This is a genomic window from Roseomonas sp. USHLN139 (assembly GCF_037145735.1).
GTDB lineage: Bacteria > Pseudomonadota > Alphaproteobacteria > Acetobacterales > Acetobacteraceae > Pseudoroseomonas.
In genome coordinates, this window is the sequence record NZ_JBBCWY010000013.1 from 52,720 (window position 1) to 75,113 (window position 22,394).

General features: G+C 74.2%; 20 protein-coding genes. 3 read left to right on the plus strand and 17 right to left on the minus strand.

The features are described 5' to 3' along the window. Positions 1 to 45: 45 nt before the first annotated feature. Positions 46 to 1,767: a GMC family oxidoreductase gene (locus WFI16_RS23915; protein ID WP_419900369.1), complete on the plus strand. Its 1,722-nt coding sequence runs from the start codon at positions 46 to 48 to the stop codon at positions 1,765 to 1,767. Here the strand turns inward: WFI16_RS23915 and WFI16_RS23920 are convergent. From WFI16_RS23920 to WFI16_RS23935, 4 genes are all read right to left on the minus strand, one after another. Then, positions 1,764 to 2,405: a 2-dehydro-3-deoxy-6-phosphogalactonate aldolase gene (locus WFI16_RS23920; RefSeq protein ID WP_419900370.1), complete on the minus strand. Its 642-nt coding sequence runs from the start codon at positions 2,403 to 2,405 to the stop codon at positions 1,764 to 1,766. The two genes, WFI16_RS23915 and WFI16_RS23920, sit on opposite strands and share 4 nt — an antisense overlap. Next, positions 2,402 to 3,370 (minus strand): 2-dehydro-3-deoxygalactonokinase, encoded by a 969-nt coding sequence (locus WFI16_RS23925; RefSeq protein WP_419900371.1) that lies wholly within the window; start codon positions 3,368 to 3,370, stop codon positions 2,402 to 2,404. Before WFI16_RS23925 ends, WFI16_RS23920 begins: the two co-directional genes overlap by 4 nt. 196 nt (positions 3,371 to 3,566) lie before the next feature. Then, positions 3,567 to 3,737 carry a hypothetical protein gene (locus WFI16_RS23930; protein WP_419900372.1) on the minus strand — a complete coding sequence of 57 codons (171 nt, stop codon included), beginning with the start codon at positions 3,735 to 3,737 and terminating at the stop codon, positions 3,567 to 3,569. A gap of 180 nt (positions 3,738 to 3,917) precedes the next feature. Beyond that, positions 3,918 to 5,564 carry a globin-coupled sensor protein gene (locus WFI16_RS23935; RefSeq protein WP_419900373.1) on the minus strand — a complete coding sequence of 549 codons (1,647 nt, stop codon included), beginning with the start codon at positions 5,562 to 5,564 and terminating at the stop codon, positions 3,918 to 3,920. 182 nt (positions 5,565 to 5,746) lie between these two features. Here WFI16_RS23935 and WFI16_RS23940 point away from each other — a divergent pair, with 182 nt between their 5' ends. Continuing rightward, entirely contained in the window at positions 5,747 to 7,090 is a 1,344-nt protein-coding gene (locus WFI16_RS23940; protein WP_419900374.1) for an MFS transporter, read from the plus strand. Next, entirely contained in the window at positions 7,087 to 7,725 is a 639-nt protein-coding gene (locus tag WFI16_RS23945) for a YciI family protein (RefSeq protein WP_419900375.1), read from the plus strand. Before WFI16_RS23940 ends, WFI16_RS23945 begins: the two co-directional genes overlap by 4 nt. 25 nt (positions 7,726 to 7,750) lie before the next feature. On the opposite strand, the gene WFI16_RS23950 is transcribed toward WFI16_RS23945, so the two are convergent. The 13 genes from WFI16_RS23950 to WFI16_RS24010 form a co-directional block, all read right to left on the minus strand. Next, positions 7,751 to 9,373, minus strand: coding sequence for an ABC transporter substrate-binding protein (locus tag WFI16_RS23950; RefSeq protein WP_419900376.1), 1,623 nt, complete (start codon positions 9,371 to 9,373; stop codon positions 7,751 to 7,753). Beyond that, the gene (locus WFI16_RS23955; RefSeq protein WP_419900377.1) at positions 9,360 to 12,317 is read right to left on the minus strand and encodes an ATP-binding protein; all 2,958 of its coding nucleotides are present in this window, start codon (positions 12,315 to 12,317) and stop codon (positions 9,360 to 9,362) included. Before WFI16_RS23955 ends, WFI16_RS23950 begins: the two co-directional genes overlap by 14 nt. Positions 12,318 to 12,424: 107 nt before the next feature. After that, positions 12,425 to 13,324 (minus strand): DMT family transporter, encoded by a 900-nt coding sequence (locus WFI16_RS23960; RefSeq protein WP_419900378.1) that lies wholly within the window; start codon positions 13,322 to 13,324, stop codon positions 12,425 to 12,427. A gap of 136 nt (positions 13,325 to 13,460) precedes the next feature. Next, complete coding sequence (locus WFI16_RS23965; RefSeq protein ID WP_419900379.1) at positions 13,461 to 14,450, minus strand: tripartite tricarboxylate transporter substrate binding protein; 990 nt, start codon at positions 14,448 to 14,450, stop codon at positions 13,461 to 13,463. 126 nt (positions 14,451 to 14,576) lie between these two features. After that, positions 14,577 to 16,085 carry a tripartite tricarboxylate transporter permease gene (locus tag WFI16_RS23970; RefSeq protein WP_419900380.1) on the minus strand — a complete coding sequence of 503 codons (1,509 nt, stop codon included), beginning with the start codon at positions 16,083 to 16,085 and terminating at the stop codon, positions 14,577 to 14,579. A 7-nt stretch (positions 16,086 to 16,092) separates the two neighbouring features. Continuing rightward, complete coding sequence (locus WFI16_RS23975) at positions 16,093 to 16,578, minus strand: tripartite tricarboxylate transporter TctB family protein (RefSeq protein ID WP_419900381.1); 486 nt, start codon at positions 16,576 to 16,578, stop codon at positions 16,093 to 16,095. A 163-nt stretch (positions 16,579 to 16,741) separates the two neighbouring features. Further along, positions 16,742 to 16,957 (minus strand): hypothetical protein, encoded by a 216-nt coding sequence (locus tag WFI16_RS23980; protein WP_419900382.1) that lies wholly within the window; start codon positions 16,955 to 16,957, stop codon positions 16,742 to 16,744. Positions 16,958 to 16,999: 42 nt separating this feature from the next. Beyond that, positions 17,000 to 17,353 (minus strand): hypothetical protein, encoded by a 354-nt coding sequence (locus WFI16_RS23985; RefSeq protein WP_419900383.1) that lies wholly within the window; start codon positions 17,351 to 17,353, stop codon positions 17,000 to 17,002. A 109-nt stretch (positions 17,354 to 17,462) separates the two neighbouring features. Continuing rightward, the gene (locus WFI16_RS23990) at positions 17,463 to 18,674 is read right to left on the minus strand and encodes an MFS transporter (RefSeq protein ID WP_419900384.1); all 1,212 of its coding nucleotides are present in this window, start codon (positions 18,672 to 18,674) and stop codon (positions 17,463 to 17,465) included. Between the two features lie 133 nt (positions 18,675 to 18,807). Then, on the minus strand, positions 18,808 to 19,584 hold the full coding sequence (locus WFI16_RS23995) for a VOC family protein (RefSeq protein ID WP_419900385.1): 777 nt from the start codon (positions 19,582 to 19,584) through the stop codon (positions 18,808 to 18,810). Positions 19,585 to 19,621: 37 nt separating this feature from the next. Then, positions 19,622 to 20,038 carry a DoxX family protein gene (locus WFI16_RS24000; protein ID WP_419900386.1) on the minus strand — a complete coding sequence of 139 codons (417 nt, stop codon included), beginning with the start codon at positions 20,036 to 20,038 and terminating at the stop codon, positions 19,622 to 19,624. A 102-nt stretch (positions 20,039 to 20,140) separates the two neighbouring features. After that, positions 20,141 to 21,040: a LysR family transcriptional regulator gene (locus tag WFI16_RS24005; protein ID WP_419900387.1), complete on the minus strand. Its 900-nt coding sequence runs from the start codon at positions 21,038 to 21,040 to the stop codon at positions 20,141 to 20,143. Positions 21,041 to 21,097: 57 nt separating this feature from the next. After that, on the minus strand, positions 21,098 to 22,081 hold the full coding sequence (locus WFI16_RS24010; RefSeq protein WP_419900417.1) for an SMP-30/gluconolactonase/LRE family protein: 984 nt from the start codon (positions 22,079 to 22,081) through the stop codon (positions 21,098 to 21,100). Between the last annotated feature and the right edge of the window lie 313 nt (positions 22,082 to 22,394).

Here is a 22,394-nt window from a genome sequence, read left to right on the forward strand (position 1 = left end):
GGGCTCCCCCGCGGCCTAGCCTGGCGGCCTGGAGGAGAGACCGCGATGTCCGCTGCGCCGATCCGGGGTGACTACGACACCCTCATCCTGGGTGGCGGCTCGGCCGGCTGCGTGCTGGCGGCGCGGCTGTCGGAGGATCCGTCGCGCCGCGTGCTGCTGGTCGAGGCCGGGCGCGACCTGCGCCCCGGCGCGGTGCCGGCCGCCATCGCCTCGCCCTATCCCGGCCGCGCCTATTTCGACCCGGACAACACCTGGCCCGGCCTGCGCGCCCGCATGGGCCGCGCGCCCGGCAATGCCGGCCAGGCCACCATCCGCCCCTATGAGCAGGCGCGGCTGCTGGGCGGCGGCTCCTCGATCAACGGCATCGGCGCCAATCGCGGCGCGCCGTCGGATTATGCCGAATGGGAGGCGATGGGCGCCACCGGCTGGGGTTTTTCGGATGTCCTGCCGTATTTCCGCAAGCTGGAGACCGATCTCGACCACGGCGATGACGGGCGGCTGCATGGCGGCGACGGGCCCTTGCCGATCCAGCGCATTCCCCGCCCCCTGCATTCCGGCTTCGCCCGCGCCGCGGAAGCCGCGATGCGGGCGCAGGGCTTCGCCGCCCATGACGACCAGAACGGCGTCTGGCAGGACGGCGTCTTCCCGATCGCCGTCAACCTGGACCGCGAAGGCGCCCGCGCCTCGGTGGCCACCGCCTATCTGACCGAGGCGGTGCGCGCCCGGCCGAACCTCTCGGTCTGGACCGGCGCCACCGTGCTGCGCATCACCTTCGAGGGACAGCGCGCCACCGGCGCCCTGCTGCGCCGCGACGGCGCCGAGGGGGTGGTGCGCGCGAAGCTGGTGATCCTTTCGGCCGGCGCGCTGCATTCGCCGGCGGTGCTGCTGCGCAGCGGCATCGGCCCGGGCGCCGCGCTGCAGGGGCTGGGCATCGCCCCCGTCGCCGCCCGCGCCGGCGTCGGGCGCAACCTGCTGGAGCATCCCTCGATCGGCCTCTCCGCCTTCATCGCGCCGCCGGCGCGGCTGGCGGCGGGCGAGCGCTACCACATCCAGTCGATCCTGCGCTGGTCCTCCGGCATGGAGGGGGTGGCGGCGGGCGACATGCACATGGCGGTCAATACCCGCTCCGGCTGGCATGCGGTGGGCCACCGCATCGCCACGCTGTTCTCCTGGGTGAACAAGTCCTATTCCCAGGGCCGCGTGACGCTGGCCGCGCCGGATGCCGACACCCCGCCCGATATCGACTTCAACCTGCTGTCGGACGAGCGCGACCTGACTCGGCTCGCCCAGGCTTTTCTTCTCGCCGCGCGCCTGCTGGAGGCGCCCGAACTGTCCGGCGTCGTGGTCGAGAAATTCCCCTCCACCTATTCGGAGGACGTGAAAAAACTGCTGCGCCCGACGCGGCGCAACGGGCTGCTGACGGCGCTGGCCGGGCCGCTGATGGACCGCAGCGCGCTGGTGCGCCGCCGCATCCTCGGCCTGGCGCAGCAGGGCATCGCGCCGCTGGACAGGCTCTGCGCCGAGCCCGCCACGCTGGAGCGGCACCTGCGCCAGCATGTCGGCGGCGTCTGGCATCCCTGCGGCACCTGCCGCATGGGCGCGGCCGACGACCCGATGGCGGTCTGCGACGCCGAGGGCCGCGTCATCGGCGTCGAGGGGCTACGGGTCGCCGACGCCTCGATCATGCCGAGCATCCCCTGCGCCAACCTGAACATCCCGGTGATCATGATCGCCGAGAAGCTGGCCGACGCGGTGAGGCGGGCCTAGCCGGCCTTCCAGGCGGCGACGAAGCTTTCCGCATTCGCCGCCAGCGTGGCCAGCACCATGCCTGGCTTGTACAGCGCCGAACCCAGCCCGAAGCCGGCGACGCCCGCCGCGCGGAACGGCGCCATGCTGCTGGGCGAGATGCCGCCAACCGGCAGCAGCCGGGTCCCCTTCGGCAGCACCGCCAGCATCGCCTTGACCACCGGCGGCCCGACCATCTCCGCCGGGAAGATCTTCAGCGCCACCGCCCCGGCGGCCAGGGCGGCAAAGGCCTCGGTCGGCGTGGCGACGCCGGGGATGCAGAGCAGGCCGGCCTGCGCCGCGGCGCCGATCACCGCCGTATCGGCATGCGGCATCACCACCAGCTCCGCGCCGATTTTCTTCAACGTCTCGACATCGGAGACCCGGAGCACGGTGCCGGCGCCGACCAGCGCCTCATCCGGCAGCGCCGCGCGGATGGCGGCGATGCTGGCGAAGGGATCGGGCGAGTTCAGCGGCACCTCGATCAGCCGGAAGCCGGCGGCATAGAGCGCCTCGGCCGCCGGCACCGCCTCGGCCGGCGTCAGGCCGCGCAGGATGGCGACCAGCGGCAGCCGCGCCATCGCCGCCTCCAGCCGGGCGAGCAAAGCGGGGTCGGTCATGGCGTCATCCCTCGTGCCGTGGCCAGCAGGCCGGCGGCCCGGGCGAAGTGGAACAGCCCGGCCGGCGCGGTATTGCCCAGCCGTCGCGGCGGCGCCGCGCCCAGCGCCGCCAGGGCGGTGGCATAGCAGTCGCACAGCGCCGGCTCGCCGATCAGCGCCAGCGGCGTGTCGCGCCCGGCCGCGGCCAGGCCGGAGACCAGCTCATGCCCGATCAGCAGGCCGGAGAGGAAATCCTTCAGCACCGCCGGCGCCAGCTGCCTGGTCAGGCCGAGGCTGCGGGCGGCGAAGATCTGCCGGGTCAGGTCGCCGGGATGGCTGTCGCGGGCCAGCTGCAGGCCGCGGGCGAAGGCGGCGGCGGCCTCGTCCGGATGCCCCTCCTCGCCCGCCGGCATCAGCCGGCCGAGCAGGGAATGCTGCCGCAGCACCGCGAAGAGCTCGCCGGTCATGTAGGTGGCGAAGCGGATGATGCGGCCATCCTCCACCGCCACCCATTTGGAATGCGTCCCCGGCATCAGGAAATGGCCGCGCGCCGCCAGCCCCGGCTGCTGGGCCAGGGCGCCGGCGATCTGGATCTCCTCGCCGCGGATCACGTCGGGGGTGCCGCCGGGCGGGTCGGCCAGGACGCCGGGGGCAATCAGCAGCCCGATCCCCTGGCGGGTCATGACGCCGACCGCCTGGCCGGCCAGGCGCTGCAGATCGGCGGGGCAGGCGACATAGGGCGCCTCGCGCCAGCCCTGGCCGCTGCCGACCATGCCGCAGGCCACCACCGGCAGGGTGGGATCCTCCTGCAGCCAGGCGCCGCACAGCGCCTCGAAGGCCAGGTCGAAGCCCTCCGGCGCGGGCGCCGGCAGGTTGGTGATGCCATGCGGGCTGGCGCGGCTGTCCAGCACGGCCCCGCTGGCATCCATCAGGAAGCCGCGCAGGCTCGAGGTGCCCCAGTCCAGGGCGATCAGCGCAGGCGTCATCGGTCTCGTTGCCCTCCCGCAACACGCCTAGGGCGGGCGGCCGGCGGCTGTCAAACCATCCGGGGCGGCGGGCGGTGCCGGCCGGGAGCAGCGGGGTGGGAGCAGCGGGGTGGGCCGGGCGCAGGGCCCGGAGGGGGGACGGCCGGCACGGCCGTCCCGGAAGCCGGACGGGCGGTCGGGACCGCCCCTCCGCGCGTCAGGACGCCATGAAGCCCGAAAGCTTCTCGAAGGAGACGACCGGGGCGGCCTCCTCCGGGGCGGGCTTGTCCGGCGTGGCCGGGCGCGGGGCGGCGGCCTGACGGGTCGCATCCTCGTGCCGGGACGGCGCGGCAGCATCCCGGCGGTCGTCATGGGGGGGGTTGGCCATGGCACTTGCTCCGCGTTGTTGCCGCGGAAGTTAGGGATCCTGCCAACAATCGCCAGCCCGTGTGTTGCGGCGCAGCATTGCGCCCTGCACAAGGCTCCTACGTAATCTTCATGCGGCTTTCACCTTTTTGCTCCATGAAGCCGCCGCTTTTCCGCCACCTTCCCGATGCAGCCCGCGCCTTCAGGCGGCCTGCTGCCGGCTCAGCAGGGCGAGAAGCTGCTGCTGCTGCCGCTCATCCGGCATCAGGCGCAACACCAGAGCCGGGCCGCGGCGGCCGACACAGCTGGCCGCAATGTCCAGCCCTTCCACCTGCAGCCGGCCCTGCGCCCCGGCCGCCGCCGGGCTGGCGCCGCTGACCAGCGCGCCATTGTCCGAGAGATTGGTGACGCGCACCGCCTCCCCCTGGCCGCCCCCCGACAGCGTCAGCCGCGCCGGCAGGTCGACATCGACACGGTCGCCCTCGCGGCGGTCGACGCTCTTGGTCGAGGTGCGGACGACGCGGATCACCGTCTGGCGCAGCTGCCGCACCGCCTCGTCCAGCACGCCGGCGGTCTGCCGCACCGCTTCCGACTGGCGGTCGGCCTCGCCGGCGGCGGCGCGGACGTCGTCGGTGCGCTGCGACATGCGGCTGGCGGCGCCGGCCGTCTCGGCGACGCTGCGGGCGATGGCGGCGGTGGCGGAGCCCTGCGCCTCCACCGCCGCGGCGACGGCCGAGGTGGTGGTGTCGATCTCGCCGATCAGCCCGACCACCTGGCTGACCTCGTCGGCGGCCAGCTGCGTCGCCTGGCGGACGGCGGCGATCTGCCGGGTGATGTCGGCGGTTGATTGCGCGGTCTGCGTCGCCAGCTGCTTCACCTCGCCGGCGACCACGGCGAAGCCCTTGCCGGCATCGCCGGCGCGCGCCGCCTCGATCGTCGCGTTCAGCGCCAGCAGGTTGGTGCGCGCGGCAATGTCGGCGATGATCTCGGCGATCCTGCCGATCTGCGCCGCCTGCTGCGACATCGCCTCGATGCTGTTGCGGGCGTCGCGGCCGGCGACCACGGCGCGCTGCGCCGAGGCGGTGCTGCCGCTGACCTGGCGGACGATCTCGTGGATCGAGGTGGTGAGCTGCTCGGCGGCGGTGGCCACCGTCTCGGCGGTGTGCCGGGTCTGGTCGGCGGCCGCGGCGGCCTCGCCGGCATTCTGCCCGGTGCGCGCGGCGGTGGCGGCCATGGCCTTGGCGGTGCCGGACATGTCGGCGGTCAGCTTGCTGACCTTCTCCACCGCCAGCCCCGCCTCCCGCTCGATCGCCTCCGCCATGTTGTTCAGCGCGGCGGAGCGGCTCTTCTGCTCGGCGGCGGTATAGACCTCGAGCAGCAGTTCCAGGTCGAACCAGGCGCCCTTGTTCAGCGCGCTGCGGATCGCCGCCGCGTTGCGCGGGCCGCCGCGGCCGAACCAGCCGGATTTCGCCCGGCCGGCCTCGTCGATGCCGAGGTCGCGCAGGATGCCGTTCATCACCGAGGCATGGCAGATCGCCAGCGCATAACCGGGCACGCCATGGTCGTAGAACAGCGAGGCCAGGGTCTGCGCCGAATCGGTGAAGCCCGGCCCGAGATCGCCGGTGGCCACCCGGCACCAGTGCGACACCCGGGCGCGATGCACCTCCGGCGTGGTCAGCGCCGCCTGGATCTCCGGCCAGCCGGCGAATTCGACATGCAGCTCCTGCAGCAGCTGCGGCAGGCGCGTCCGGCCGTATTCCGCCATGCCCTTCAGCACCGCGACATCCTCGGGCGTCACCTTGAAGGTGGTCAGTCGCTTCTGCAGCTCGCCATCGTTGCGGAGGGGCATGCGGTCCTCGCCAGCACTGTCCGCGCCAGTATCGCCGCATAGTTTCAATGAGCCGTGAAAGCCGGCGGCCGAACCGGCCGGCGGGGGACAGGCTTGGCAGGGCAGAGGGGCTCGGCCATGCTGGCGCCGCCGCCCGGCCTCCCCTGGCCCGGCGGCGGGATGGGAAAGCCAGCAAATTGTCCGTGCCTCCGAGCCCCCAGGGGCAGACCCCAGGGCAGCCGCCAGGGGAGACTCAAGGGGAAACCCAGGGGACGACCCAGGGCCACGCCCCGCCCCGGCTGCCGCTCTGGGCCAGCGCGCTGGTCGCCACCCTCTTCGTGCAGACGGTCAGCTCCTTCAGCAGCATGGCGCTGCCGCTGCTGGGCCCGCCGCTGATGGCGCGCAGCGGCCTGGCGCCCGAGAGCATCGGCTATGTCTCCGCCCTGACCTCGGGCGGCATCTCCTGGTTCCTCGCCTGCGGCGGGCCGATGCTCGGGCATTTCGGCGCCATCCGCAGCCTGCAGATCGGCCTGGCCTGCATGGCCGCCGGCCTGCTGCTGATGGCGCAGCCGGTCGGGATGGTGGCGCTGCTCGGCGCGCTGGCGATCGGCTTCGGCTGCGGCCCGAACACGCCGGCCGGCAGCCAGATCCTGATCCGCACGGCGCCGCCGCGGCACCGCACGCTGATCTTCTCGATCAAGCAGGCCGGCGTGCCGCTGGGCGGGGCGCTGGCCGGCCTCGCCATCGCGCCGCTGGTGCAGCATCACGGGCTGCAGGCGGCGCTCTGGACCATCACCGGCATCACCCTGGCCTCGATCCTGCTGGTGCAGCCCTTCCGCCGGCGGCTCGATGGTGGGCCGGCGCCGGCGGTCGGCGCCGGCCCGGCATCGGGCGCCTGGGGCCGCGCGCTGTTCTCGCCCCGGGTGGTCTTCCGCTCGATCGGCGTGCTGCGCGCGCATCCCTCGCTGCCGCTGCTGACCGCGCTCGGCGCCTCCTATTCGGTGATGCAGGCCTGCCTGATGGCCTTCACCGCCACCTATGCCATCACCCGGCACGGCGCGACGCTGGCGGAAGCCGGCGGCATCGTCGCGGTGATGCAGTTCAGCAGCATGGTGGGCCGCGTGCTGATGGGCTGGGTCGCCGACCGCCGCGGCCGCGCGCTGCGCCACCTGGCCTTCCAGGCGCTGGCCTCGGCCGCCGCCGTGGCACTGCTGCTGGTGGCCGGCGGCGGCTTCCCCCTGTATGCCTGCGCGGCGCTGGTCGGCTTCACCGCGATCGGCTGGAACGGCGTGCACATCGCCGAGCTGGCCCGCGTCGCGCCGCTGCCGCTGGTCAGCGACGTCACCTCGGCGGCCAGCCTGTTCGGCTTCCTGGGCTCGATCACCGGTCCGCTGGCCTTCGCCTGGCTGGTCGGCTGGACCGGCAGCTACGAGCTCGCCTTCCTGACCGCCGCGCTGCAGCTGGCGCTGTTCGGCGTGATCAGCTTTCTGGTGCTGGGCCGCCAGGCGGGCGCCGCGGCGGCCGCGCGCAAGGGAGAGAGCGAATGAGCGAATGCCGTCTGGTCCTGGCCCGCGCGGCGGCCGATGCGGCAGCGCGCCTGGGCGCGCATCGCGCGGCACATCTGGCGCTGATCCAGCCGATGGCGGCCTCCGGCGCGCTGATCCTCGGCATCCCGCTGCTGGGCGAGAGCGGCGGCTACCGGGGCTCGCTGATGCTGGTCGCGCCGGAGGCGCTGGACGGCTACCTGGCGCAGGAACCCTTCCTTCGGCACGGCCTCTGGGACAGCCATGCCGTGCACCGCTTCCGCATCGCCCCGCTCCCCTATCGCCCGCTGCCGAAGGGGCCGGCGCCGGCGCAGCCGAGCCATGCCGTCGCCATCGCCTTCGACGGCACCGATGCGGCGGCGCCGTCCCGCCGCCTGGCGGTGCGCGAGGCGCATCTGGCCCGCGTCCGCCCGGCCGCCGAGGAGGGCCTGCTGACCGTCGGCGGCGCCATCCTGGACGCGGCCGGCGGCATGGCCGGCTCGGTCGCCGTCACCGCCCATGCCAGCCTGGCCGAGGCGCGGCGCTGGTGGTCGGAGGACCCCTATCTGACCGGCGGCGTCTGGCAGCGGGTCGAATGGCATGCCAGCCGCTTCGCGCCGCTGCCCTATCGGCCGCTGCCGGGGCCGCTACCGGGCTGATCGCGCGCGCCCGCTTCGCCCCGCCTCAGGGCGCCGGCCGCAGCGCGGTGCCAATGGTCAGCCCGTCGCGCCGCGCCGGGAAGGCCAGGCCGCGCCGCATCGCCCAGAGGTTGACGCCGTGCAGCAGCGGCAGGATCGCCGCATCCTGCACCACCGCCAGCCGCACCGCCTCGCGCCACAGCGCCTGGCGCGGCGCGCTCGCGGCGGTCTCGACGGCGCGGTCGATCAGCGCGTCCAGCGCCGGATTGGCATAGCCGCCGGGGTTGAAGCTGCCGCGGCCGCGCGCCCGGTCGCGGCTGGCCAGCATCGCGGTCAGGTAGCTCTGCGGCTCGCCCGACAGGCCGAGCCAGCCGGAGAGCGAGACGGCGAAGCGGCCCTGCACGAAGCGCGGCAGCCAGGCGGCGGTGGGCATCGCCTGCACCTCGGTGGCGACGCCGATCTGGCCCCACATCTGCGCCACCGCCTGCAGCGTCTCGGCATCGTTGACGAAGCGGTCCTGCGGGCCGGCCAGCGTCAGGCGGAAGCCGCGCGGCCAGCCGGCCTCGGCCAGCAGGCGGCGCGCCGCGGCGCGGTCGGGCGCCGGCGGCGGCAGGCCCGGATCGGCCGAGACGCTGTCGTCGGGCAGCAGCTGCCCGGTGGCGCTGGCCTCGCCCTGCATCACCTGGGCGACCAGCAGGCCGCGGTCGATGGCCAGCGACAGGGCGCGGCGCACCCGGACATCGGCCAGCGGGTTGCGCGCCGGCAGCGTGCCGTCGGCCTCGCGCAGGCCGTCGGGCACCGCCGCGCGCTGGTCGAGGGCGAGGTAGATCAGCCGCGGGCTGGGCGCGCGGGCCAGCGCCACGTCGTCGCGCGCGGCGAGGAGGGCCGCGTCGCGCGGCGGCACCGCCTCGATCAGGGCGACATCGCCGGCCAGCAGCGCCGCCACCCGCGCCGCATCGCCCGGGATCGCCCGCAGCGTCAGCCGCGGCCAGGCGGGGTGCTCGGCGGCGGAAGGGTGGGCGGCGGGTTGCCACCAGCCGGGCGCGGCCTCGAACACCGCCCCCTCGCCGGGGCGAAAGCCGGCCAGCCGCCAGGCGCCGCTGCCGAGCGCCGCGCTGCCATCGTTGAAGGCGGCGGTGGTGGCGCCGGCCAGGCGGGCGGGGATCACCAGCAGCGTCGTCATGTTGGTCGGCAGCAGCGGCACCGGCCCGTCGGTGCGCAGCCACAGGGTGCGCTCGTCGACCACCTCGACCGCGCGGATGTCGCGGAAGAAGGGGGTCAGCGGCGAGGGGCTGTTCGGCAGGCTGCGCGCCCGCTGCAGGCTGGCGGCGACATCGGCGGCGGTGACCGGGCTGCCGTCGTGGAAGCGCGCGGCCGGGTCCAGCTGGAAGGCCCAGCCGCTGCCATCCGGCAGCGGCGCCCAGTCGCGCGCCAGCGACGGGAGCAGCGCGCCCTCCGGCGACCAGTCGAGCAGCGGCTCGAAGACATGGCGCTGCAGCGCGAAGCTCGGGGCATGCGCCTGGTAGTGCGGGTCGAAGCTGGCCGGCGGCGCGGCCAGCCCGATGGTCGGCTCCGCCACCGCCTCCTGCGCCCGCGCCGCGCCGGCCAGCGCCGGCAGCAGGGCCGCGAGCAGGAGCAGGGCCGGCAGCCCGGCCCTAGGCATGGTCATCCGCCATGCCACCGGCACCCGCCAGCAGGGCGGTGGCGCGGTGGTGGTCGGCAGTGGCGGCGCCGCCCTCGATCGCCCGCAGCGCCCGGCGCAGCAGCGCCACCGCGCCCTGCGGCGCCAGGCCGCGCAGCGCCGCCGGCAGCCGGCCGCCAGCGAACTGCGCCAGCACGCTGCTGGCCAGGCGCAGCTCCCAGGCGGGCACCCGCTGGCGGCGGGCCAGCCGCAGCCCCTCGGCCAGGTCGGCGGCGACCAGCCCCGGCGCCGCCCCGGCCCGCGCCCGGATCTCCGCGCGCAGGCGCAGCAGCTCGGGCTCGTACCAGTGGTCATGGATGCCGCGGGTGCGCGCCAGGATCGCCTCGATCTCGCCCATCGCCTCGGCATGGCGGCCGGTCAGGCTGTAGCCCTCGGCCAGGCCGCCGCGGAACTGGCCGGAGCGCAGCGCCAGGGCGGTGGGCGACATGCCGGCCAGGGCGGCGGCCAGCCGCGCGGTGCCCTCGGCGGCCGAGCCACCTTCGGCGGCGGCGGTGCGGATCGCCTCCAGCCCGGCGAAGATCTCGCGCCGCGGCTGCCAGACGCCGCGCTGGCCGAGGCGCTCCTGCAGCGGCGCCAGCGCCGGCGCGGCATGGTGCAGCCCGCCGCAGAGCAGCGCCACCGGCAGCGCCGCGTGGAAGACGGCGAAGCCCAGCGAGAAGGGATGGTCGAGGCTCAGCGCATCCTCCACCGCCGCCCGGGCCAGGGCCAGGCCGCGATCCGGCTGGCCCTGCAGCCAGAGGATCTGCGCCAGCGTGCTGGTCGAGAGGATGCGCTGGTCGAAATAGTTCATCCGCCCGAGATGCGAGGCGACCGGGCGGCGGGTGTAGCGCGCCAGCATCCGCTCGGTCAGCCGCCGCGCCTCGGCCTGCTCGCCCATGTGGTGCAGCACGAAGCCGGCCAGCCGGTCGGCCATGGCGGCGTCGTTCGGATCGGGCGCCGTCGCCGCCTCGGCGCGGAAGCGCTCGGCCATCGCCAGGGCCGCGCGGAAATCCTGGTCCATCGCCACCACGGTCAGCCCGTTCAGCGCGCGCAGCCGGTGCTCCTGGTCGTCCAGCCGCTCGGCCAGCGCCAGGGTGCCCTGCCAGCCGCGCGCCTGCGCCGGCACGTCGCCCATCAGCAGCGCCACCGTGCCGAAGGCGGCGTGCAGCCGCATCGCCAGGTGCGGCGGCGTCGCCGGGGCGCGCGGCAGCATGGCCAGCGCCGCCTCCAGCCGGCGGCGGCTCTCCTCCACCAGGCCGAGCACCGCCCAGAGCGGCGCCGCGGCCACCGCCAGGGCCAGGCCGGTCTCGATCGCGCCGGGCTCCGCCGCGCCCTCGCCCAGCGTCCAGTCGAGGGCGGCGCGCAGATTGTCGAGCTGCGGCGCCAGCCGGCGGCGCAGCACCGCCGGCGGCTCGCTCTCCCAGAGCGGCCCGGCCGCCTCGAACAGCCCGCGCAGCCAGGCGGCGTGGCAGGCGGCCAGCCGCGGCAGGTCGCCGCTCTCGGCCAGCCGGCCCAGCAGATAGGCGCGCGTCACGTCGAGGCAGCGATAGCGCATCCCGGCCGGCCCCGGCTCGGCCAGGATGAAGGATTTTTCCACCAGGTCGGTGAGGTGGCCGACCGGGCCGGCCTCGGGGCCTGGGCCCTGATACAGCGCGTCCAGCGCCAGCGCCGCCTCCAGGCTGAACGGGCCGCGGAAGATGGCGAGCATGGCCAGGAAGCGCTGCTGCGCCGGATCGAGCAGCCGGTGGCTCCAGTCGAGTGTCGCGCGCAGCGTCTGGTGCCGCGGCAGCGCGGTGCGCGCCCCCTGCATCAGCAGGGAGAAACTTTCGTCGAGCCGGCCGGCCAGCCCCTCGATGCCGAGCTGCGCGGCGCGGCCGGCGGCGAGCTCCAGCGCCAGCGGGATGCCGTCCAGCCGGCGGCAGATCTCGGCCAGGGCCGGCGCCTCGGCATCGCGCAGCGGCGCGCGGGTGCCGGCGGCCTGCATGCGCTGCAGGAACAGCCGCGCCGCCGGGAACTGCTGCACCGTGGCGGCATCGAGGCCCGCCGGCGCCGGCGGCACGCCGAGCGAGGGCAGCCGGTAGCGCCATTCCCCCTCGATGCGCAGCGGCTCGCGGCTGGTGGCCAGGATGCGCAGCGCGGGCGCCTGGTGCAGCAGCGTCTCCGCCGCCGCCGCCGCCGCGTCGATCACCGCCTCGCAGCTGTCGAGCAGCAGCAGCAGCGGTCGCGCCTGCAGCGCGGCGGCGACGGCGCCGAGCAGCTCGCCGCCGGCCGCGCCGAGCTCCAGCGCCGCGGCCAGCCGGCTGGCCAGCCGCGCCGGATCGGCCAGGCTGCCGAGATCGACGAAGCAGACCTCGCCGCCGGCGGCGCGCGCCACGGCGAGGGCCAGCGTGGTCTTGCCGATGCCGCCCGGCCCGGTCAGCGTCACCAGCCGCTGCCGGCCGAGCTCGGCGGCCAGCGCGGCAATGGTGGCCTCCTGGCCGATCACCGGGGTCAGCCGCTCGGGCAGCGGCGGCAGCCGTGCCGCAATTTTCTCTGCGCCGGCCTTCTCTGCCGTGGCCTCGGCGGCGGTCGGCTCGGGCCCGGTCATGACCGGGGCGACGAAGCCATAGCCGCGGCCGGCGATGCTGAGGATGGCGCGCTCCATCCCCTGCCCGGCCGCCAGGGCGCGGCGCAGCGTCGCGACCTGGGCGCGGAGATTGCTTTCCTCGACCTGCTGGCCGGGCCAGATCTCGGCCATCAGCTGGCGCTTGTCGACCACCCGGCCGGGCTGGCGGGTCAGCGCCACCAGCAGCGCCAGCGCCCGGCTGCCGAGCGGCACCGGCTCGGCCGGCTCGCCACGGGTCAGCAGGTGGCGCGACGGCCAGAGGGCGAAGCCGCCGAAACGGAGGGGATGCGGCCCGGCCGCCGCGCCGTCATCCTGCCGCCGTTCCACCATCGTCTTCCAGCACCCGTGAACCGGCTCGCCCGGCCCCGGGGGGGCCGGCGCGGCGGCGCAATCTGCCACGCCCCCCTGCCCGCGGCAAACCGCGCGGCCGTCGCCTATTGCGGATGCACCGGCGGCACCCGGCGCCAGCCCTTCGGCCGGCGGATGCCCTCGCGCCGGAAGGTCAGCACGCCGGAGAACAGGATGATGCCGACGCCGAGCGCCATCACCGGCTCGAGATGGTCGCCGAAGACCAGGTAGCCGAAGAGGATCGCCCAGATCATCTGGCTGTACTGCGCCGGCGCCACCAGGCTGGCCGGGATCCGCGCCGAGGCCAGCATCACCAGGATATTGCCCGCCGCCGCCAGCAGCCCGTAGCCCAGCAGCCAGATCCATTGCAGCGGTGCCGGCCAGACGAAGCCGGGCAGCATCAGCAGGCCGGTGGCCAGGATCGGCCCGGCCAACCCGGCGCCATAGAGCGACAGCCGCGTCTCGCTCTGGCCAAAGGCGCGCAGCGTCACCACGGTGACGGCGCCCGACAGCCCGCCGACCACGGCGCCGAGATGGCCGAGATTGAGCTCGCGGAAGCCCGGCCGCAGCACCACCAGCACGCCGGCGAAGCCCAGCAGCACCGCGCCCCAGCGCCGCCAGCCGACCGGCTCCTTCAGGAAGACGACCGACAGGACGGTGACGAAGGTCGGCATCAGGAACAGCAGACAGAAGGCCTCGGCCATCGAGAGATGGGTGAAGGCGGTGACGCTGCCCAGGCTGCCGGTGGCGGCGGCCCCCGCCCGCACCCCCCACATGACGCGGTTGTTGGCACGGAAGAGGTCGCGGTAGCGCTCGCCGCGCCGCTTCACCCAGGGGATCGCCACCAGGCCGGAGAGCGCGCCGAAGAACACCGCCTCATAGGCGCTGAGCGAGCCCTCCAGCAGCTTCACCGAGGCATCGGAAACCGCGTAGGCCAGATAGGCGAGGAAGGCCAGCAGGATGCCCTGCGTCGGCGTGCGGTCCATGGCGAGGGCGTCCCGGGGCGGAAAGCGGCCGGTTTGACGCAGCGCAGCATGGAGCGCCAGGGGGCGCAGATGACAAGAAAAAGAAAGCCAGCGGCGGGGGAAGGAATTCCCCCGCGCCCCCTTCTCTTTCTGTCAGTTAAGCCTTCGCCAGGCCCGCGGCCTTCATCGCCACGCCCATCGCCGCATCGGTCTCGGCCATCACCCGGCCGAAGCCGGCGCCATCCGCCCAGTCCATGCCGAAGCCGCGCGCCTTCATGAACTCGGAATACTGCTCGGACTTGTAGACCTTCTCCAGCGCCTCGGTCAGGCGGGCCGAAATCTCCGCCGGCAGCTTCAGCGGGCCGCCGATGCCGCGCCACACCGCCGTCTGGTAGTCGACGCCCAGGCTCTCCTTCAGCGTCGGGATGTCGGGGAATTGCGGGTCGCGCTGCGGCGCCATGATCGCCAGGCTGCGCGCCCGGCCCGCATCCAGCATCGCCCGCGCCTCGGGGATCGAGCAGGGAACGATGTCGATGCCGCCCGCCACCAGATCCTGCATCCCCGGCGCCGCGCCGTTGGAGGGCACCCAGCGCACATGGTCGGGCTTCAGCCCCATCGCCTGCAGCCAGCCGACCAGCGCCAGGTGCCAGATGCCGCCCTGGCCGGTGCCGGAGGCCTTCAGCCGGCCCGGCGGGCTGGCCTTGATGCCCTCGGCCAGCGCCTTGATGTCCTTGTAGGGCGAGCTGGCGCTGACCTGCACCCCCGGCGCGTCGCGGTTGACCAGGCCGAGCGGGGTGTAGTTGGCATGGGTCAGCTCGGTCAGCCCCTGCCAGTGCATCATGGTGATCTCCACCGTGATGATGCCGATCGAATAGCCGTCCGGCTGGGCGCTGGCGATCGCCGCATGGCCGACCACGCCGGAGCCGCCGGTGCGGTTCACCACGTTCACCGGCTGGCCCAGCTCCTTCTCCAGCAGGGCGGCGACGATGCGGGCGGTGGCGTCGGTGCCGCCGCCGGCGCCCCAGGGGCAGATCAGCTGCAGCGGCCGCGCCGGCCAGCGCGGCTGCGCCAGGGCCGGCGCGGCGAGCGGCGCGGCGGCCAGACCGGCGCCGGCACCGAGCAGCGTGCGACGGGAGAATGGGGACATCGGGACCTTCCTTCCTGGACTTGTCTGTCGTTTTCGTTGCTCCGGCATGGATGCCGGTTCATCTCGGACTATGAACGAAAGCCGCGGCCGCAGCCAGCCTCCACCGGCCGGCCGCGGCCGCCGGCCTCATGCGGGGCGCCGCTGCGGCGGCCGGCCGGCGGCGCGGCGGCGCAGCAGCCAGGCCGCCACCGGCCAGAGCAGGGCGCCGGCGGTGATCGCCGCCAGCACGCCGGAGATCGGCCGCTCGATGAAGGGCAGCAGGCTGTTGTCGGACTTGATCAGCGAGGTGACGAAGCTCTGCTCGACCATCGAGCCCATGACGATGCCGAGCACCAGGGCGGCGACCGGATAGCCGTTGCGCTCCATGATGTAGCCGACCACGCCGAAGCAGGCGACCAGCAGCACCGCGAAGAGGTTGTTGCCGGTGGCGAAGGCGCCGACCGCGCAGAGCATCAGGATCACCGGCATGATCGAGGCGCGCGGCGCCCTGAGCACATGCGCCGCCAGCCGGATCATCATGATCCCCAGTGGAATCATGATGATGTTGGCTAGAATAAAAATGATGTAGAGGGCGTACATGCTCGACGCCCGCTCGGTGAACAGCGTCGGCCCCGGGTTCAGCCCCTTCATGTAGAGCACGCCGATGGCGATCGCGGTGATGGTGTCGCCCGGGATGCCGAACAGCAGCGCCGGCACCCAGCCGCTGGCCAGCGAGGCGTTGTTGCTGGCCCCCGCCTCGACCAGCCCCTCGGGGTGGCCGGTGCCGAACTTCTCCGGCGTCTTCGAGAAGCGCTTCGACATGGCGTAGCTGACCCAGGCGGCCATGTCGGCGCCGGCCCCCGGCAGCACGCCGATGATGATGCCGATGACATTGCCGCGCCACATCGGCCACTGGTAGATCTTGGTCAGCAGCCACTGGCCGGCCAGGATGCTGCCGAACTTCCGCTTCGGCAGCGGCGGCGGCTCGAAGGTGGCCAGCGCCCGCATCACCTCGGACAGCGCGAAGACGCCGACGAGCGCCGGCAGCGGCTCGATGCCGCCGAGCAGGTCGGGCATGCCGAAGGTAAAGCGCGGCGCGCCGGCCGGATTCTCCATGCCGATGCAGGAGACCAGCAGGCCGAGCAGCATCGAGGCGATCGCCTTGACCGGCGAGGAGCGCGCCACCAGCGTCGCGCACATCAGCCCGAGCACCGCCAGCCAGAAGTATTCATAGGACGAGAAATTCAGCGCCACCTCGGCCAGCAGCGGCGCCATCACCACCAGCGACAGCGTGCCGATGATGCCGCCGATCGCCGAGAACCACAGGCCGATGCCGAGCGCCATTTCCGCCTGGCCCTTGCGGGTCATGGCATAGGCCTCGTCGGTATAGGCGGCGGAGGCCGGCGTGCCCGGGATGCGCAGCAGGCAGCCCGGGATGTCGCCCGAGAAGATCGCCATGGCCGAGGCGGAGATGATGGTCGCCACCGCCGCGATCGGCGACAGGTAGAAGGTGACCGGCACCAGCAGCGCGGTCGCCATGGTGGCCGAGAGGCCGGGCAGCGAGCCCACCACCAGCCCGTAGATGGAGGAGGCCAGGATGGCGATCAGCACATCCATCTGGCCGACCAGGCGGAAGCCTTCGATCAGGTCGTTCATGGCGTGCTCACCAGGGCAGCGGCAGAAGGCCGTCGGGCAGCGGCACCCGCAGCAGCTTGACGAAGACGGTGGCGATGCCGAGCGGGGCGAGGACCGCCAGCGGCAGCGCCAGCCGCCAGCGCGCGCCCAGCGCGAGGGCGACCACCAGCACCATCGCCGCCGCCGTCGGCAGGAAGCCCAGCCAGTCGGCCACCAAGGTGTAGAAGACCAGCAGCAGCGGCGGGATGAAGGCGCGCAGCTCGGCGAAGCGCGGCGGCTGCGGCAGCTCCTCGCCGGGCGCGGCCGGGATGATGTCGTCGGGCGCCTCGAAGCTGTGGCCGATCCGCAGCAGGATCAGCAGCCCGCAGCCGACCAGCCCGAGGCCGATGATGGTGGGGAAGACGCTCGGCCCGACATCCTGGCCGGGCACGCCCGGCTGCAGGCTGGCGCCATAGACGGTGATGCCGCCGAGCGCCACCAGGAGGGCCCCGGTGACTCTGTCCGAAAGCTGCAATGCCTCAATCCTTCCCTGGCCCTCCGTGGTGCTGGCGAAGGCCTGGGCGGCCCCGCCGGCCCCGGTTGCGGGCTTCCTCTTTCTTGGCCCGGGAAGTGTGACGGCGCCGAAAGATTCCGGTCAAGCACTTGTCTGACAAGAAGACAGGAAGCGCTGACCCGGATCAGGCGGCGCGCGGCGCCTTCATGATGACGTAGCCGCCGCGCTCCAGCATGCGCAGCACGGCCTCCGCGGTGCGGTCGGCGGTGAACTCGCCCAGCGCCTTGCCGGGCGCGAGCGGGCGGAGATGGCCGCGCTCGTCATAGCGCAGGGCGAAGGAGATCTGGCCGGCGATCTCGGCGGGGTCGGCCAGGCGCAGTGGCACGCGGGGCTCGGACATCGGAGGGTTCCTCATGGTCGCGACGAAGCGGGTCGGGTCAGGTCAGGGCAGCGCCGAGCCCAGCACCGGCTGGATCACCTCGCCGCCGGCACAGGCCCGGCGCAGCGAGACATCGGCGGCGGCCTGGCCGCAGACGCCGCAGCGCAGCGTGCCGGCCAGGGCGCGGAGGGAGAGGTCGCCGCGCGCCGCCAGCAGCCCGGCCACCGGCAGCGGCCGGACCGGCGGACAGCCGGGATCGGCGCAGCGGAAGCGCAGCGACCAAGCGGTCCAGCGCGACAGCGGGCTGGCCAGCACCGGCCCGTGCGGCAGTTCCTTTGGCGGTTCCTTCGGCGGCCCCTTCGGGGGAACGGCCGGAACGGCGGTTGGCGCGACGGCCTGCGCAGAAGCCATGCTCATCATGTCCTCCTCGGCGGCGGCCACCCAGCCCGGGGCTGCCGGTGGCCCAGATCTACCACCTGGAACAGAACATGAACAAGTCGATTCCGACGCGGCCGGCCCGGGCGCCTCAGCCGCGCAGCAGGCGGGGCACCATCGGCAGGCCCATGGCGGCCGGCAGGGCGGCCATCAGCAGCAGCGGCAGGGTCCAGCCGAAGCCGGCGACCAGCAGCGCGAAGCCGAAGGGCGCGGCGAAGTAGCAGAAGAAGACCAGCAGGGTGACGCCGGAGGTGGCGTCGCTGATGCGGCTGGCGGGCGCGACGCGGGCGACCTCGGCCAGGGCGATGCCGTTCCAGCTGGCGGCGACGAAGCCGCAGGCGGCGGCCATGGCGCCGAGCAGCCAGGCCGGCGTGCCGACCGGGGCCAGCGCCAGCACCGCCGCCAGGGCCGAGCCGGCGAAAGCCTGCACCGCCAGCACCAGGCTGGGCCGGCCGCTGCGGTCGGCCAGCCAGCCCAGCAGCAGCCGGGCGGCGACGCCGCTGCCCTGCATCACGGCGAAGACCAGCCCGGCCTGGGTCAGCGGCAGCCCGTGCTTGGCCACCAGCCAGGTGACGACGAAGGCGAAGAGCGACCCCTGCAGGCAGGCGAAGGCGCCGCTCAGCAGCGCCAGCGGCAGCAGCAGCGGGTGCAGCGACAGGGCGGAGAAGGGCGCGGCCAGGTTGCTCGGCGCCAGCAGGGCGCGCGGGCCGATCGGCCGGGTGGCGTCGCGCCCGGCATCGAGGCCGGCGCGCCAGGGCTGCACCACGGCGCCGGCGGCCAGCCCGAAGACCAGGCCGAGCAGGCAGACCGCCTCCCAGCCGTGGCGCAGCGCCACCGCCGGCCCGACCAGCCCGGCGATCACCGCGCCGAGCGGCGCGCCGGCCTGCTTGACCGAGAAGATCAGCGTGCGGTGTTGCGGCGGCGCGGTGGCGGCCAGGATGCGGCTGCCGGCCGGCGGCGTCGGGCCATAGCCGATGCCGAGCAGCAGGGCGGCGGCGAACAGCACCGGCGCGGCGCCCAGCGCCGCCAGGCCGATCGCCAGCCCGGCCAGCGCCACGCCCAGCTGCAGCGTGCGCACCGGCCCCCAGCGCAGCAGCAGCGGCGCGCCGCAGGCGAGGAACAGGGCGGTGCCGAGCGAGCCCAGCCCGGCCAGGTAGCCGATGCTCTGGCCGGACAGCCCGAGCGCTTCCGTCATCACCGGCGCCACCACCGGCAGGGTCTGGCCCAGCGCGGCGGCGGCGGTCTGCATGGTCAGCGTGACGCCGAGCGCCGCCGGCCAGCGCGGCGTCCCCGGCGCGGTCACCCGGCCAACCAAGCTGGCGGCCGGGCCGCGGGCCGGCGGGGGCAGGCTTCGGGTAGCGCGGCGCGGCGGGGCGGGAGCATGCGGCGCAGCATGGGCCGCGCCCCCTGCCCCGGCAAGACAAGGCCGGCCGCGCTCAGCCGCGGCGGAGGGTGATGGCGGTGCCCCAGGGATCGCGATGCCGCTCGTCGCGGTCACCGATGATGGTGACCTCCGCCAGTCCGGTGCAGGGCCGGTCGCGCGGCCCGGCGCCGGCGCTGTTCCAGACATTGGCGGCCAGCTGGTGGTGGTAGCCATCGGCGCCGAAGAAGCTGCCGCCCGGATAGCGGGCGGTGACGCCGAAGCCGAGCGTGCCGGCATAGAAGGCCTCGGCCGCCGGGATGTCGCCGACCTGCAGATGCACATGGCCGATGGTCGTGCCCTCCGGCGCGCCGCGCCAGGCCGGGCCCTCGCCCGCCGCCAGCAGCGCCGGCAGGTCGAGCGGCTCGGTGCCCATCACCACCTGGCCGTCCTGCCAGCGCCAGGCGGCCTCGGGCCGGTCGGCATAGACCTCGATGCCATTGCCCTCGGGGTCGGCGAGATAGACCGCTTCGGACACCGCGTGGTCGGAGGCGCCGGCCAGGCGCTGCCCGGCCGCCGCGGCATGGCGCAGCCAGCGGCCGAGATCCGCGCGTTCGGGCAGCAGGAAGGCGGTGTGGAACAGCCCGGCCTCGCGGCGGCTGCTGCGGCGGGCGGCCGGGTCCTGGCGCAGCGTCAGGAAGGGCGTGGCGCCGGCGCCGAGGACGGCCTCGCCGCCGCCCTGGGCCAGCCGGGACAGGCCGATGACCTGCTGGTAGAAGCCGCTGACCCGGTCCAGGTCATGCACCACCAGGGTGACCTGGCCGATGCGCGGCGCGAAGAGGCGGTTGGCCATTGTCCTGTCCTTTCAGGCGGTTTCTGCAGGCTGTCTTTCAGGCGGGGCGGCGCAGCGGGGTCGGGCGCAGCGCATGGGCACCATCGCCGGTCAGGGCGAGCGCCACGAGGCCGGCGATCCAGAAGCCCAGGAATTCCCAGCCGCCCTTGGGGTTGGTGAAGAAGAAGCCGGCCGGGCCATGCACGGTGACGATGGCGCCGAGCAGCACCGGGATCATGGCGATCGCCGCCAGCCGCGGCCAGACGCCGAGGATCAGCGCCACGGCGCCCAGCACCTCCCAGCCGATGGTGACATAGGCGAGCCACCCCGGCAGGCCGAGCGAGGCGAAGAACCCCGCCGTGCCCGCGGGGGTGAAGACAAAGACCTTCAGCCCGGCATGGGCGAGGAACAGCCCGCCCAGCGCCAGGCGCAGCAGCAGGGCGGCATAGGGGGCGGTGCGGGGATCGGTGGTCATCGGCGGCGGCTCCAGGGGGCAGGGCTGCCGGCACCATGACCGCTGCCGCTCCGCGCGATCAGCCGGGCATTCCGGGGCTTACTTCTTCCGGATTGGAAGAAGTCACCAGCCCTGGTCCCAGGGCGGGGTCGCCGCGAAGGCCTTGGCCAGGAAATCGACCAGCACCCGCAGCTTCAGCGCCAGCTGCCGCGCCGGGGGGTAGAGGGCATGCAGGCCGAGCGGCGGCGGCTCGGCCGCGCGCAGCAGCGGCACCAGCCGGCCGTCGCGGAAGGCCGGGCCGGCGACGAAGCTGGGCAGGCGGGCGATGCCGAAGCCGGCCTCGGCGGCGCGGGCGCAGGCCTCGGCATTGGCGAAGCGCAGCCGGCCGGCCACCGCCAGGCTGACGCCGCCGGCGAAGCGCCAGTGCAGCGGGTCGCGCAGATTGCCGTCGATGATCAGCGCATGCCCGGCCAGCTCGGCGGGGGTCGCTGGCATGCCCCGCGCCGCGAGATAGCCCGGCGAGGCCGCGCAGACGATGCGGATGTCGCAGAGCCGGCGGGCGATCAGGCTGCTGTCCTCCGGCTGGCCGATACGCAGCGCGGCGTCGAAGCCCTCATCCACCAGGCTGACCGGCCGGTCGGCGAAATGCACGTCGAGCGCGATCGCCGGATAGGCGGCCGCGAAATCGAGCAGCCGCGGCGCCAGCTGCGCCGTGCCGAAGCTGATCGGCACCGACAGCCGCAGCCGCCCGGCCGGCGCGCCCGAGGCCTGGCGGATCGCGGTGTCCAGCGTGTCGAACTCGGCCAGCAGCGGCCGCAGCCGCTCGTAATAGGCCTGGCCGAGCTCGGTCGGCGCCAGCGCCCGCGTGCTGCGCTTGATCAGCTGCACGCCGAGCCGCGCCTCCAGCCGCGCCACCAGCTTGGAGGCCTGGCCGGAGCTGGTGCCGAGACGCGCGGCGGCGGCCGAGAAGCTGCCGGCCTCCAGCACCGCGACGAACATCCGGTCGCACTCCAGCCTGTCCATTTTTCTGTCGGTTCCGTCGCGCCGATGGCGCGACGGGTTCTAAGGGCCCGGCCGGGTTCAGACCAGCGCGGCGCCCTGGGTGTTGACGTAGAGGGCGTAGAGGGACTTGCTGGCCGCCATGAACAGCCGGTTGCGATGCCGGCCGCCGAAGCAGAGATTGGCGCAGCGCTCCGGCAGGGCGATATGGCCGATCGGCTTGCCGTCGCGGTTGAGGATGCGCACGCCGTCCAGCGCCTCGCTGCCCATGCCCCAGCCGCACCAGAGATTGCCGTCGACATCGACGCGGAAGCCGTCCGGCGTCTCGCCCTCGGCGCAGGTGAACAGCGCCCGGCCGGCACCGATCCCCTGCCCGTCCGGCGTGACGTCGAAGCTGCGGATGACGCGCGGCGTCAGCCCGCCCTCGATGACATAGAGCAGCTTCTCGTCCGGCGAGAAGGCCAGGCCATTCGGCCGGTTCATCCTGTCGCTGACCAGCGTCACCGCCCGCGTCGCGGGATCGATGCGGTAGAGGCTGGTGGGCAGCTCGACCGGCGCCGGCTCGCCCTCGTAATGGCCGAGGATACCGAAGGGCGGGTCGGTGAACCAGACCGAGCCGTCCGACTTCACCACCACGTCGTTCGGCGAATTCAGCCGCTTGCCGTCGAAGCTGTCGGCGAGGACGGTAATCGAGCCGTCGAACTCGGTGCGGGTGACGCGGCGGGTCAGGTGCTCGCAGCTGATAAGCCGGCCCTGGCGGTCGCGCGCATTGCCATTGGCGAAGTTGGACGGCTTGCGGAACTCCTCCACCGCGCCGCTCGCCTCGCTCCAGCGCAGCAGGCGGTTGTTCGGGATGTCGCTCCAGATCAGCGCGCGCTGGTCGCCCAGCCAGACCGGGCCTTCCGACCAGCGGGCGCCGGTCCAGAGCCGCTCCACCGCGCCGGCGGCCAGGCGATACCGGGCGAAGCTCGGGTCGAGCAGCCGGATCGCCGGGTCCGGATAGCGCTCGGCCGGCGCCCATTGCGCGCGGGCCGGCCCGGCGAGCAGCCCGGCCCCCAGGCCCATCCCGAGCCCCAGCCCGCCCCCCAGCAGCGCGCGGCGCCGCATCGGATCCTGCATGCATCCCTCCCTCGGTTTGGCATCCGGCCGCCGGCCGGCGCGCCGCAGCGGTAACATTGTATGACGTCATACATGAAGCAAATTCGGTCCCGCTCGCGGCGGTTATCTCGCAACTGCGAAATCGGTTAATTTTATGTCAGCAACCCCGCCCTAGTCCCGCGGCCCTGGACACAGCCTTCGAAACACAGCGCCCCCGCCAGCGGGGCAGGCCCAAAAGGGGATGGCCATGGCAGAGAGCAGGGAAAGGTCCGCGCGCGGC

Excerpts from the sequence above, each read along its gene's own strand:
- WFI16_RS23960 (WP_419900378.1), bottom strand. The coding sequence starts at position 13,324 with ATGGACCGCACGCCGACGCAGGGCATCCTGCTGGCCTTCCTCGCCTAT.
- WFI16_RS23950 (WP_419900376.1), bottom strand. The coding sequence starts at position 9,373 with ATGACCATGCCTAGGGCCGGGCTGCCGGCCCTGCTCCTGCTCGCGGCC.
- WFI16_RS23965 (WP_419900379.1), bottom strand. The coding sequence starts at position 14,450 with ATGTCCCCATTCTCCCGTCGCACGCTGCTCGGTGCCGGCGCCGGTCTG.
- WFI16_RS23970 (WP_419900380.1), bottom strand. The coding sequence starts at position 16,085 with ATGAACGACCTGATCGAAGGCTTCCGCCTGGTCGGCCAGATGGATGTG.
- WFI16_RS23915 (WP_419900369.1), top strand. The coding sequence starts at position 46 with ATGTCCGCTGCGCCGATCCGGGGTGACTACGACACCCTCATCCTGGGT.
- WFI16_RS23995 (WP_419900385.1), bottom strand. The coding sequence starts at position 19,584 with ATGGCCAACCGCCTCTTCGCGCCGCGCATCGGCCAGGTCACCCTGGTG.
- WFI16_RS23985 (WP_419900383.1), bottom strand. The coding sequence starts at position 17,353 with ATGAGCATGGCTTCTGCGCAGGCCGTCGCGCCAACCGCCGTTCCGGCC.
- WFI16_RS23925 (WP_419900371.1), bottom strand. The coding sequence starts at position 3,370 with ATGACGCCTGCGCTGATCGCCCTGGACTGGGGCACCTCGAGCCTGCGC.
- WFI16_RS23945 (WP_419900375.1), top strand. The coding sequence starts at position 7,087 with ATGAGCGAATGCCGTCTGGTCCTGGCCCGCGCGGCGGCCGATGCGGCA.
- WFI16_RS24010 (WP_419900417.1), bottom strand. The coding sequence starts at position 22,081 with ATGGGCCTGGGGGCCGGGCTGCTCGCCGGGCCGGCCCGCGCGCAATGG.
- WFI16_RS23930 (WP_419900372.1), bottom strand. The coding sequence starts at position 3,737 with ATGGCCAACCCCCCCCATGACGACCGCCGGGATGCTGCCGCGCCGTCC.
- WFI16_RS23935 (WP_419900373.1), bottom strand. The coding sequence starts at position 5,564 with ATGCCCCTCCGCAACGATGGCGAGCTGCAGAAGCGACTGACCACCTTC.
- WFI16_RS24000 (WP_419900386.1), bottom strand. The coding sequence starts at position 20,038 with ATGACCACCGATCCCCGCACCGCCCCCTATGCCGCCCTGCTGCTGCGC.
- WFI16_RS23980 (WP_419900382.1), bottom strand. The coding sequence starts at position 16,957 with ATGTCCGAGCCCCGCGTGCCACTGCGCCTGGCCGACCCCGCCGAGATC.
- WFI16_RS24005 (WP_419900387.1), bottom strand. The coding sequence starts at position 21,040 with ATGGACAGGCTGGAGTGCGACCGGATGTTCGTCGCGGTGCTGGAGGCC.
- WFI16_RS23920 (WP_419900370.1), bottom strand. The coding sequence starts at position 2,405 with ATGACCGACCCCGCTTTGCTCGCCCGGCTGGAGGCGGCGATGGCGCGG.